We start from the raw sequence: 12,614 nt of genomic DNA on the forward strand, positions 1-12,614 counted from the left end.
CTCTCCTCGACGAGGGCGGGCATCGCCAATGATCAGCGCTACAGCGAAATCCCGTGCCAGCACCAGGGTTATTGCGATGGTGGGAGCCGTCATCGCGCTGTTGTGTTCAGCACTCGGTGCAGCCCACGCCGATGAACCTGGTTCGGAGTCCGCGCGCTGTGAAGCCACTTCATGGCCGGTGCCGTTGGGCACGATGGGCGCCACGCTGTGCCGTCCCGGGCAGCCGACGGGCACTATCGTGGTACTGCTGTCCGGTGCGGCGACCAATGCTCGCTATTGGGATTGGCCGATACAGCCGCAGACCTACAGCGCGCGTCGCGCGCTCACCACCGCTGCGGGCTATGCGACGCTCACCCTCGACCTACTCGGAACCGGCACCAGCACACGCCCGCCCAGCGCGGCGGTCATCGCCACTGTCCAAGCACAAGGCGTGCACGAGATCGTCACCGCGCTGCGGACCGGCATCAATGGGCATCCCGAATTCCAGACGATCATCCTCGGTGGGGTGTCTTTGGGAGCCGGGGTCGCAGCCATGGCAGCTGCGACCTACCACGATGTCGATGGCGTCCTGCTGCAAGGGTTTTCACATTCCGTGTCGCCAATGGAGACGCTGAAGGCCGTGGGTGGTTTCGTCCCGGCCGCTACCGATCCACGATTCGCCGACCGCGGCCTGGACCCGGGGTATCTCACCACGCGCCAAGGCAGCCGGGCAGCCAGTTTCGTGGGCCCGAACACTGATCCCGTCGCACTCACTGTCGATGACGCCGAGGTCGCCGACACCTTCAGCCCGGCCGAAATGGTAGACGGGCTGATGAGCACCATCGCGCCCCTGACCAGCTTCATCGACGCACCTGTGTTGATCGTCAACGGCGAGTTGGACCTGCTGTGCGCACGGGCGGTGTGTGCGTCGAGTGCGAGCCTGGCTGATGCGGAGCGGTCTTATTTCGCGCCAGCAGCTCAGCTACAGACCTACGTGCTGCCCGGCGCTGGTCACGCGGTCACCGTAGCGCCGAATACCGGGCTGTTTCAGGACTGCTTGGTGGCGTGGGCCGGGACAGTGGCCGCACGCGTGGGTGAGGGATCGGAGTCTGCCTGTGGATGAGGAACCGCTGTCGCAGCCGCAAGTAACTCGCGTGCGTGACTATCTGCTCCGGGGTGTGGGTCGAACACGAGGAAACCTCGAAAGGTTCAGCTTCCGAATGAAGTTGACAAGGCTCACTCCGCCGAGGCCGCGTGAACACGCTGGCCGCATGTTCGTCATGGACTCCTACGGGCATCCGCGCCAATATCTGACCGCCGTCGCGGCGGACACGTATCGTCCATGCCAGCAGTGCCCAGGCGATTACGAGGCCGACTTCCACACGGTGACGGTCTATCTGGTGACCGCGCCTGCTGTTCCGTGGTGGCTGACGCTGGAAATCCATTGCTGTCCAGGCGGCCACAGCGGACTGGTGGTGCGCATGACCAAGGCTCTACTGCGACCGGATCTGTGGACACCGAGACGGTTGCCGCGACCGTTGCGGTCTGGTCAGTGCGTCCGGTCTTTCGAAGTGACCAATGTCGACGGTGGGCATCGCGCGAAGCTGACCGGGACCGAGATCGACTCCGATCTTGAATGCGAGTCGTGCAGCCGCCCCTACGGCGTCACCATCTACGAGTTGTCGGAGCGCACCGTCCCGTCGTGGATATCGCTGGAAATCCATTACTGCCACGGCTGCGGCTGCGGTCACATCGACACTGGCTCCGGCTACCCTCGCCCGGTTGAACCAGTGGCGGATACGGTGAGCAGTCGGCTCGGCACGGAGGTTCAGTCGTGATCCCGATGACGAATTTGGCGCGGCCGGAAAAGCCGTTCGGCGATCCGGGATCGCCGCCGGGCAGCAGCCGTCCGGTGGTGGCGTCGATAGCGGTGACACGGTGTGGTGTCGGGCTGGTGTATGCCAGGTTCGACGCCGAGCATCCGCGCGACCTCGACGACCCCCGGGCTTTCGTTGTGGGCTACGAGTTGCTGCTGCCATCGACTGACACTTCCGATGTATTCGTGGGGCTCGTCGACGATCGTATTGTCGAGATGGATCTGCACGCCGATGTCATCACCGGCCACGACATGCTGACCGGTTTGGCGAATCTCAGCACCGACGTCACCGACCTCCCAGAGTTGTATGGCATCCGAGGCTGGGGCGGGGTGTGGCCGGACCGGGAGGAGGTCAACGCCTGCGGCGACCTCGAACACATCATGGTCGACACCGCCTACGATCTGCCGCTCTCGGATGCCGATCTGCGCCAGATGTGTCGGCGGTCGCGGCTGCACAGCTGGTATCTGGACCCCGAGCGCGACAGCGAGCGGCTGCCGATCACCACGGCCCTGGCATCGACGCTGCTGGCGGCGCGGGAGATGGGCTGGTGTCGCTGGTCCATGCTCGATCTGGATCCGCTGGTGACCGAATCAATCCGCGTGCAGCCACATGAATAAGCTCGTGGTTTCGCAGACACGGGGCCGGACGTGTATGCGTTGGTGGCGCTGCAGCTCATTGGGAGTGTCCGGCAATCCGTAGTCGCGCAAGTTGTTGGACATGAATCGGATCACCGTGACGCTACTGGGTGGTTCGCGGTGTGGTGTTCACCTCGTCCACCACTGACTGTTTACAACCCGAAGTCTTCGTCGTAGCCGACGGCGGGATTGATGATCGGGTCGGGATCGTAGTCGAGGGAATCTTCGGAGGTTGTGTCGTGTTGGTGGCGGGCGCGTAGCGCGTGCTCGGCGGCGGTTTGTTCGGGTGTGAGTTGGGTGCGGCGATGTTGTTCGGTGTTGAGGTCGATGAGTTCGTCTTGGAGCCAGGTGGTGGCGTCGACTGCTGTCGTGTCGCTGGTTGCGGTGCCGGGTGCGGGCCCGTAGAGGATGGCTTCGGTCTCGGCAAGATCGATGCGCAGACTGATATCGGTGATGGCTTGGGCGAGTTGGTCGTCGGTGAGCATCTGCACGGGATCGGATACATCGAGGAGAACCCCAGCCGGTGGTACTGATGGCTCGGCTGGGGTGTCGGGCTGAGGATGTTGTTCGACCCAGGTTGCGATGGCGAGGCGTTCAGCGAGGGTGCGGGCGGCGTGCCAATCGCGTTTGAGTAGGCCCAGGATGGTGTTTGGTGGGTGGGTGTTGGCGATGTGGTCGCAGCGGGCATGGATGTGCTCGTTGGGTGGGTGGTCGGGGATGCCGGGTGCATTGTCGGTGCGGCATTCACCGCACAGGCCGTCGTCGCTGCGGCGTGGCGGGATCGGTCTGCTGTCGCGGTGTGCGCGTGTTATGCCGCAGGACACGCACGGCAGGGCGCGAGTGTTGCGGCTTGTTTGGCGGTTGTAGTCGGGTGCGTCGGAGTCGGGATAGCGGTCTTCCCAGAGTTTTTCGCGGTAGTAGCGGTGCGGGACATCGTCGGGTTTCGGTAGATGGTCGGGGTCGGTGTCGACATCGCTGCGGCTGTCGAGGTAGTCCCAGTAGTCGTGTTCGGCGGTGATATCGGTATCGGGGCGCGGTGGCCGCCGCAGTGTGCGGTCGATGCGGTCGGGGTTGTCGCGTGCGGCGCGCCGGTGATGGTCGCTCCGGTTCGGTGTCGGGATGTCGTCGGTGGCTGGTCGGTAGGTGTGTGGGTCGCTGGTGGGTGTGCAGGCGTGGATGAGTGCGCGGTGTTGGGGGTATTGGTCTGCGGCCCACTGCAGTCGCGCGACGGCGATGCGGAAGTGGTTGCGGTAGAGGGTGGTGGCGACGTGTTCGATGATGTCGCGTTGTTCGTCGGTGAGGGTGTCGGCGACGTTGTGGAAGGCGCGTCGCGCCGCTGCCATGTCACCGGTCTGGATGAGTGCGGCGATCGTTGCGGCGCTGTCGGACAGCGGGGTTTCAGCACTGGTGGCGGACTGTGGTGGCTGGGTCGGTTGGCGTGGAGTCGGCTGTGCGCTGGTGTCATGGTGCCGGGGATCGTGTGGTTCGGGATCGGGTTGGTGCTCGGCTGGGTGCATGGTGGGCTCCGGGGGTTGGTGGGGATCGGGTTGGGCGGGGTGGGTGGGGTCGTGTAGGAGTGCGTCGATGCGCCAGGCGAGGGCGTTGGCGAGTTGGTCGGGACGCAGGTTCGCGGCACCGTCGGGTTGGGCGGTGAGGATGAGTTCGTATGCGGTGGTGAGGAGGTCGTTCGGTGTCCAGTCGGTGCCGGTGGCGCGGTCGATCGCGGCGACCAGGCGCGGCCAGGCGGGGTCGTTGATGACGCGCTGTGCGGTGTTCTCGCCGATGATCTGGTGGAGTTCGTTGGTCCAGTCAGGGTTCAGGTTGCCGGTGCCGGTGATCTCGGCGGCGACGAGTTCGAGCTCGAGGCGTGACCACAGGGCCGCGGCGGGCATGTCATCGGGCAACGCTCGTAGTGCTGCCGCGTGGGTCAACCGGGTTTGGATGTCGATTCCGGATCGGTGGGCGACCTCGATCTTGTCGGCGAGGATCGGCCACCACGGGTCATCGAGGATGCGGGATTCGAGGCGTGTGATCAGCGGTGCCCACTTGTTGGCGGGCAAGTGGATGTCGCCGAGGGCGTCGGTGACGCGGGCGTCGAGCAGCTGTTGGTGTTCGTGTTCGCCCACGGTGTAGCGGGCGGGGCCGGTAGGGCGTGGGTCTCGGTCGTCGATGTGCAGGGAGGCCCGCCACACGGCCAGATCAGCGAGCAGGCGTGGGTTCGACCCGATGAGCGGGCGAGCCCAGTGCGGTGCGGACGGGGGTGTCCAGGCTTTGACGTCGTCACGGATTTGTGTGGCGAGGTCGGTGACGATGCGGGCGCGTGCAGACAGTTGGGTGGAGTCGAGTTCCGGACGTAGCCCGTGGGGGATTCCGGTCGCCCATGGCAGGGGTGCGTCGGTGGTGGAGTGTGCGCCGGAGGGATCCAGACGCCAGTCCAATACGGCGGCAACATCATCGGCGGTGTCGAGTTCGCGGGCGCTCGCCGCGGTGTGCAGGGCGGTGATCGGGTCGCGCCCGGACAGCGCGATCATCGCCAAGTGTTGACGCAAGACGGGGTAGGCGGGGCTGTCGGTGAGGTTCGGGCGTATCGCTTCCGCGGCAGTGTCGAGGCGTTCGAGTCCATCGGTGCCGAGGGCGTTTTCGGCGGCGACACCGAGCGCGTCGAGGTAGATGTCGAGCGCGCGACCGATCCGCTGGTGCGGATCGAGGGCGTCGCGGAGCATGGTATGCGCCGACTTTTGTGCGCCGTCGCGACCGAAAATGCGCAGCATTATCTCCACGGCGGTGCGCGGATGGGCGGCGGGTTCGGACCAGAACGAGCCTTCGGAACCGTCCAACGCGGTCGGCACATAGATGTGGTTGGCGTGGATTCCGCGGGTGAGTGCCACATAAAGCTGTTGGCGTGACTCGCCTCCGGTGAGCGCGACATGACACGAATCGGCGGTGATTCCTTGCGCGGAATCGATCGTTGACGCGTACCCGAGACGCACATGGGTGGCCACGTAGTCGGCGGGAAGCCGCACGCTGTGACCGAGTTCGTTGCCCGAATGCAGATGTGTGGCGGTCAGACTTCCATCCGCATGCACCGCGGTGACGGTCCAGGCGTAACCGTTGCGGACCCAATCGGTGTCACCGAGTCGTAGTCGACGGTTGTTGCGGCGGGTACGGATCGTGTCCCCGACCGAGGCCCCAAGTCCGTCGGCGAGAACAGTTTCCGCGCCGACCACACCGCCATTGCGGGTGATGCGATCGGCGCGAGCGCGCGCATTCAGTTCGGTGACAATTTCGTGGGTAGCGGCGAGCATGATGGCATCGCGACCGGCGAGGTGGTCGGTGATCCACGCGGTGTAAGCGTCATCGTGGGTGGCACCTTCGTGTCCGGCGTGGATCCGGCCGTTGTCCAGATACCAGCCCAGCGCGGCCGGATCCCCCTCGCGCAGTTGCAAACTCGCGGTCGCTTCGGCGTTCGAGGCGAACCGCACGACGTGGGTGAGGGTCATGCTCGCCTCGGGTGCGGCCGCGTCCATGTCAGCGTCCGCGCCGCCGGCCTCGATCGATGCGAGCTGGTGTGGGTCGCCGATGCAGCGGATCGTCGCACCGCGGTCGTGTAGAAATCGCAGTAGCCGTAGGCGTTTGAGGTTGCCGATCTTGACGTGCTCATCGACGATCACCAACGTGACGGAGTCGATATCGAGGATCCATTGCGGCAGCGACGGCGGTATATCCCGGTCCAGCGCAGGGTTGTCCGGGCGCGGGATGTGGCGGTCCAGGACGTCGAGGACCTTGTCGACGGTCTCCACCCGCGCGCCGATCGCCTTGCCCAACTCGGCGGCCGCGGACGCCGTCGGTGCCAACCCGAGGACCCGGCCGCCGCTGGTGTGCCAGGCGTCGGTGAGCACGGCCATCGCAGTGGTCTTGCCCGTTCCCGCCGGCGCATTCGTGGTGCGGACCCGCAGAGGCGAGGTGGCGAAACCGTCGATCACGCTGATCTGCCCGGCATTGAGCGGGCGTTCGGGATTGCGGGTGTTGTAGCGGTCCACTGCCGCCGTGACGAGATCGGGTCGGAGTTGGCGTCCACCAGGCCGCACCGACATCTCGATCAGCTGCTGTTCGACCGACAACATCCGCGCCGAGGTGTAGACCTGGACACCGGAGACGGTGTAGACGCTGGTGCCGTCGCGGCGACGCAACAGGCCTGGGACCGTGTGCAATTCGGGTTCGTCAGTCAGATCCGGGTCACCGCGCGCGATCACATGCTCGGGCGAGAGCGTTTCGGCCAGAACCTGTTCGGCGGCCTGTTCCCAGTCCCGGCTACGTATGTGGCCGCGGAGCTGGCGTTCGATTTCGGCCCGCAGATTCGTGGTCTGCCAGGTGGAGCGGTGCTCGGAAACCACCTCGATGACCCGCTGCGCGGTGCGATTGATCCACGCCGTCGTCACCGCAACACGCTGGGGTCGCACGGGATTCAAGACCCCCACGATCATCTCCGAGAGTGCTTCCCGGCCGCCGAGCAGGCTCATCGCCTGCGCGCGCCAGGTGCTGCGTTGCTCGGCCAGTGACCGTAGATGGTGTTTGGACGGTCGGGTTTCGAGGGTGGCCTGCTGGGCCAGGGCATACATTTCAGTGGGAGTCGGCTCGCGGTCGAACCGGTGCTGGAATCGTGCGGCGAGTTCCCCCACGCGCTCTTTGATCGCGGCTTCGCGCCGCGACCACGCCTCGATCAACAGGGTTGGGATGCCGACGATTTCGCGGATCGCACGCTTGGACGGATCGGTGCTGGGGCGTTCGGCGAACTCCACACCCACCAAATCCTCGAGGTGGTGTTCCAGTCGGGTGTTGTAGATCTCGGACACGGTGACCACCGCTCGGTAGATCGCGGTGCCATCGAGGGTGCGCCACCGCCCATCATCGGTGCGGGCCCGGTTGGCGATCAGCGCATGGGTGTGGAGATCGGGGTCGCCTGCTCTGCTGTCACGATGTACAAACCGGGCGGCCACCATCCCGTCGACGTCCACCTGCCGGATCCCGTTGCGACCCAACCGAGTGAAGATCGCGTGCTCCTCCAACCAGCGCAGCGCATCATCGACCGCGGCATGGTGGGCAGCCTCGACCTTCTCCGCGACCGCGCGCGGGGCCAGCGCCCACAGCACCGAGACACTCTTGACGGGTGAGAAAGTGATGTCGAAACCCGCGACCGCGGTCGTGTTCGGGCGCGAGTTACGTGCCACCCACCCCGACAATTCCCGCTCATTCAGTGGCGCGCGACCGTACTGTTCGCAAAACATATCGAACGCCACACGGGTCCGAATCCGTGCACGTTCATCATCGGGAATAGCGTCATGAAGATCGAATCCGTGCTTCATATTGTGCCGCTTGAATGCGTCCGCGCACCGTTTACGGAATTCGGAAACCTCCGTATAAACCCGGAATGGATTACCTAAACGCGACGCCTGATCGGCGGCCCGCGCGGCGTCTTTGTGCTTAGCTCCCTTGCCGATCTCGGTGTTGTAGACGTGGGCTTCGATCACATGCGCGTTCGGATGACGCCCCAGTCCGAAAAGGGATTTCATCTGTTCTTCGGTGACTTCGTCACCCGGTTGCAGGCCTAACGCGGCCAGGCCCGTGCCGTGCCAGCGGCCCGGAGCTTCCCCATGAACGGAGTAATAATCGGCGAGGCTGGAACGGCCGCGAGCCGACACGTCATTCGCGGCGACATTGCGCAGATAATATTGATACCCATTGCCCGCCGCGACTTTATGAATCGTCGCGGTCATATATCCATCAAGCATCTGACCGGCCATTTACGCCAGGGGTTGGATTTGACTATTTTTTAGTCAAATCAAGCAAAACGCCTGGTCGTTACCGAATCGCAACAGTAGGGGCCAACAAGACGGCACGATCGGACTCCGCCGCCTCACCTCCTGCGACGAAGCTTGTCGTGTCAACGATCCTCGGGTCGGCGCACCCATGTCACGGAAACCGCTCCGGATCGTCCACCTGGGAGACCGCTAGGTTGCCGCATTTCCGTCCATAAACGCCGGTGTGACCTCAGATGCAAGAGGTGTGCTTGTGGATGTGTGGGGAAGTGGGGTGGTGAGGGTGAAGGTGTGTGTGGTGGAGGAGGTGGGGTGAGTGCGGTTGCGTGGTGGTGTGCGTGTGGAGGTGAGTGTAGATGTGGCGTGAGGGTGGGGTTGGCGATTCGGTGAGGACTAGTGGATGGCCTGGGCGGCGGGAGTCGCTGCGCGCGAGCGGTTCTGGACTACCTCGCGCCGGGTTCGGTAGCGGTGGTGGTGGAACAGCGGCAGCGGCAGCGAGATTCGGTCAGGGGGCGTCCCCAGTACACGAGGATGGCGAACCAGCACAGGACCCAGATCGAGGAGTAGTGGTCGGAGAGGAAGTCGAGCCAGGGGTTGGTCACGGCATGTACCTCCAAGGCGGATAGGGAGTGAGGGGGTCGGTGGCTGTGTCCGGTCCGCTGCGGGAGCATGACACTGGCGCGGACCGGGGATGTGAGACCCGTTGTGGGTGGGCCGGTGTGGAGACGAACTGAAGTCAAGCTGCGGTGCGTGGAGGTCGCGGCAGTCGCCGCACAGGTCGTCGACGTCGCGGCCGTAGCGGGTAGGGCGTGCGGTCGGGCATCGAGAGTCCCCTTTCCAATTGGGGGTAGTTGGATGGTGGTCGTGGTAGCCCTCGCTTCGGTCGGACCACCCGGACCGGGAACGTGTCGGTGTGGTGAGGGCGGTCGGTCAGGTCGGCGGGGCGGGGATGGGTGTCCATCCGAGCGATGCGCAGGCGTAGGCGCGGTCGTCGAGAGCGACGACGTCTCCGACGGACAGCGACCGCAACTGTTTCGAATACCAGGCGTCGGTGTGGGTGTGGTCGTCGTCGCGTTCGGGGTGGTCGTTGAACGCGGCGAAGACTCGTTCGAGCAACACCTCGTCGGTGGTCGGCCCGTCGATGGGCATGCGGAAGGCGTAAGCCAGTGCCAGCGATGCGCCGGGCTGATACCCAGCCAGCATCGCGGGCGTGGCGGTGTTGAGATAGACCCGCACCCGGACCTCGCTGCGGCGAGTCGGGTGCACAGCCCGGGACAGCGCGCGCAGGACGCGGCGGGCTCGGGTGGGCAGTTGGTGCATGAGGGTGCTCCTGTGCTTTGGGGGTTGGTGGACCGGTCCGCCGCAGGGGAAGGTCGACACTGCGGCGGACCGGCGAACAACGGGTCGTTCGAGCGCGGGTCAGGCCGCGCGGGTGCGCGCGGGAACCAATCCGAGGTCGATCCGGCAACCTGTGCAGTAGTTGTCGGCGTGGACGACACCGTTTCGGGCGCAGGCGTCGCAGCGGCCGATGCGCTGCCCGGCTCCCAAGGCCGAGCTGCGGCGCGGGCGGCGGGCGGGATCGCGGCGCGGTGCGGGTGCGGGCTGGTCGAGGTTGCACGCCATCCAGCGCGTGATCAGCCGCCAGGTCGGTCCGGTATTCGCGGCGGCGGCCCGGATGCGGTCCAGCAGCCCCTGCACCTGGTGTGGGTGGGTGGCGGCGATGTGGGCGCAGCGGGACTCCACGTAGGAGCGCAGGCCGAAGCCAGCGGGCAGCGCCGGGATGCCAGGGTGCCCGTCGGCGCGGCACACATCGCACAGCCCGTCGTCGCTGACCAGGTGACTGTCGCGGGCGTGGTGGGGTCGGCGGTCGGCGGCGGCGCGGTCGATCCAGCAGTTGACGCACGGCCACCCGAGGTAGGGGGCCATCGCGGCGAGGTCGTAGTCGAGCCCGGAGCCCTGCCAGCTGGATTCGGTGACGTCGAGTTCGGTGTAGGGCAGGTACTCGTCGCGATCGCTGGGGACGGGGATGCCGGTGCGCCGGGCGGCGAAGCGGGCCTGGTCGGCGGGGGTGATCCGCGGCGGCAGCTGGGGTTGGTTGCGGCGGGCACGAGCCCGCCGGACACGAGACCACGGTTCGGGTTCGGTGTCGTGCTCGCGCAGGAACTCCCGCGCCGCGTCGTCGAGGCCCTTGTAGCGGGCGTCGTGTCCGGTGTGGCGCTCGGGTGTTTCGGGGGCGAGCAGGTGGCGGTCGGCTTCGGTGTAGCAGTGGGCGATGTGCAGGAAGTAGCTGCGCTCCCACAGGTCGGCTTGCACGTGCGCCCACAGCAGGTCGGCTCGTTTACGTGGTTCGGGCACCGGTGGGGTGCGGTCGGTCTCGGGTGCGGTGTCGATCCCGTACAGCCGGTGCGCGGCGTAGCCGGCCCACTGGTGTTCGCGGCGTTCGGCTACGGCGAGGTCGCGGTCACGGTGGCGCAGACTGACCGGCGAGGGTGCGGGGATGCGGGCGCGGCGCGCGGCGATGGCCTCGGGGCGCAGGCGCGCGGCGTCGGTCGCCGCCGACGGGGTGGCGGTGAGCCGGTCGCGGTTGCGGCGCTCGCGGATGGAGCGGCGCACCCATTCGGCGGCCTCGATCGAGGTGTCGCTCTGCTGGGGGAGTTCGGGGCGGTAGAGGCCGGGGTCACCGTCGGCGGTGTGGTCGATGATCATCTCGCGCAGTTCGGGGCGGCTCTTGGCCATCCACCCCAACCGGCGGGCGGCGGCCTTGTAGGGGGCGCGAGTCAACAGGTCGGCGACGCGGTCGAGGAATTCGCGTTCGGCCGGGGTGGCCAGGGCCAAGACGTGGGTGAAACGCTCACGCGCGGTGTCTGGGTTGACCTCGAGCAGGTATTCGATCTCACCGAGCGCGTCGGCGAACGGAGAAACAGTCGCGGTGTCGGCATTGCTCAACGTAGCGGTCATCACGGTTCCTGTTCAGTCGTCGAAGAGACAGCTCGGCCCCGCACCGGACGCGCACGAGCACGTACCCCGGCACGGGGCTGGGCGGCTGGTCGTCTGACCCGCCTGAGTGCGGCCGACCAGGGTGGGAGCCCGACACAGCGGAGGGAACGCGCCGGATCGGGCGGCACCGAATTCGCGGGCGCTGGCCACCGGGCCGCCGCCTGTCGCTGGGGTGCGGCGCGGGCGAATTCGGTGACGGGCGGGCGCGGGCCCGCAGCCGTGGCGGGAGCCCACCCTGGTAGCACTCGGAAAGGCGGGGCAGACGGCCAGACGGTCAGCCCTCCCTCACCGCCACACCCGACTTTCACGCAATCATCAGCGCTGCGACGGCGGCCTGAACGTGTCGGAGCAGGTTCATGGGCGAGGCGGATTCACTCCGACTGCGCGACTCTTGCGCGGGTGCGCCCGCCGCGCTGGTAGCCCTCAGGAAGGCGGGGTGTCCGGGCAGACGAACACCCCGGACATCCCACCCGGCCCTTTCTGCTCCTGTTGACTGTGTCCTTCTTCGCGGAACCGGAGTGCTCAGGCCGCCAGCAGATCGCGGTCGGCGAAGTAGGCGTCGATCTCGGCTTCGGCGGCCTGTCGGTGGGCAGCATCGCGGGTGCGGTGACGCAGATCCACGGCCGCCACCGAACGGGGTGTGCGGCGGGCCCGGCGAGCAGCGACCGCCTCGGGTGCGGTGCGGGCGGCGTCGGTGGCGGCGGTCGCGATCGCATGCAGGCGAAGATCAGCGCCGGGTTCGCGGGCGGGAGTCCGCACCCATAGTGCGAGTTCGTCCTCGATCGGTACCGCGACGGCGTCAGCGACCTGGGCATAGTAGGGGTGGGGACCGAGTTCATCGTGGAGCAGACGATCCAGATCACCGACCCCGAGCCGAGTCACAGGTGCGGCGGTAAGAGTGTTCATGGAGGGCATCGTGGTCTCCTGGTGCGGGTGAGAGGGGATGGGAGAACGGGGAACGAGTCGCGGGTGTGTGGTGCTATCGGGTCGACCAAGGTCGTTCATAACGGCGGTTCGTCGCCGGTGAGGGATCCACCGCCGAAGGAGCCCGCACCGTTCACGGCCCACGGGTCGTCGGTCCCGGCGTTGCGGCTGCTGGTTGCTGCCGCGCCGACGAGGTCGCGGGAGCGGTCCTCGCTGGCGGGTCGGTCGGTGGAGGAACGGCTGTAGCCGTTGCCGCTACCACCGGTGTTGCGAGAGACCCGGGTGACCTTGGCTATCCCGAAACCCGTAGGTTTGCCGTATCGGTCCGGCTGGCAGAATCCCCTGTGGTCAGGGTGTTTTCGCCGCGAGGAGACCGCTTGGAATTT

At 66.5% G+C, this 12,614-nt stretch carries 7 protein-coding genes and 1 pseudogene; 3 read left to right on the plus strand and 5 right to left on the minus strand.

What is annotated here, in order from left to right; genetic code table 11:
* The first annotated feature begins 76 nt into the window (after positions 1-76).
* The 3 genes from AB0J47_RS18630 (at position 77) to AB0J47_RS18640 (ending at position 2,473) form a co-directional block, all read left to right on the plus strand.
* Positions 77-1,102, plus strand: a complete 1,026-nt coding sequence (locus tag AB0J47_RS18630; RefSeq protein ID WP_364346942.1) for an alpha/beta fold hydrolase — start codon at positions 77-79, stop codon at positions 1,100-1,102.
* 148 nt (positions 1,103-1,250) lie between these two features.
* A complete protein-coding gene (locus tag AB0J47_RS18635; RefSeq protein WP_364346944.1) occupies positions 1,251-1,817 on the plus strand; it encodes a hypothetical protein in 567 nt (188 codons plus the stop codon).
* Positions 1,814-2,473, plus strand: a complete 660-nt coding sequence (locus AB0J47_RS18640; RefSeq protein WP_364346946.1) for a hypothetical protein — start codon at positions 1,814-1,816, stop codon at positions 2,471-2,473. Before AB0J47_RS18635 ends, AB0J47_RS18640 begins: the two co-directional genes overlap by 4 nt.
* 170 nt (positions 2,474-2,643) lie before the next feature.
* On the opposite strand, the gene mobF is transcribed toward AB0J47_RS18640, so the two are convergent.
* The 5 genes and pseudogenes from mobF to AB0J47_RS18665 form a co-directional block, all read right to left on the minus strand.
* A complete protein-coding gene (mobF, locus tag AB0J47_RS18645; RefSeq protein WP_364346948.1) occupies positions 2,644-8,265 on the minus strand; it encodes a MobF family relaxase in 5,622 nt (1,873 codons plus the stop codon).
* A 972-nt stretch (positions 8,266-9,237) separates the two neighbouring features.
* Positions 9,238-9,627, minus strand: a complete 390-nt coding sequence (locus AB0J47_RS18650; RefSeq protein WP_364346950.1) for a hypothetical protein — start codon at positions 9,625-9,627, stop codon at positions 9,238-9,240.
* Between the two features lie 99 nt (positions 9,628-9,726).
* Complete coding sequence (locus AB0J47_RS18655) at positions 9,727-11,265, minus strand: hypothetical protein (protein WP_364346952.1); 1,539 nt, start codon at positions 11,263-11,265, stop codon at positions 9,727-9,729.
* A 561-nt stretch (positions 11,266-11,826) separates the two neighbouring features.
* Positions 11,827-12,210, minus strand: a complete 384-nt coding sequence (locus AB0J47_RS18660) for a hypothetical protein (protein ID WP_364346954.1) — start codon at positions 12,208-12,210, stop codon at positions 11,827-11,829.
* 95 nt (positions 12,211-12,305) lie between these two features.
* A pseudogene (locus AB0J47_RS18665) lies at positions 12,306-12,614 on the minus strand (hypothetical protein); the annotation flags it as partial.

The organism is Nocardia sp. NPDC049737 (assembly GCF_040674755.1).
GTDB lineage: Bacteria > Actinomycetota > Actinomycetes > Mycobacteriales > Mycobacteriaceae > Nocardia.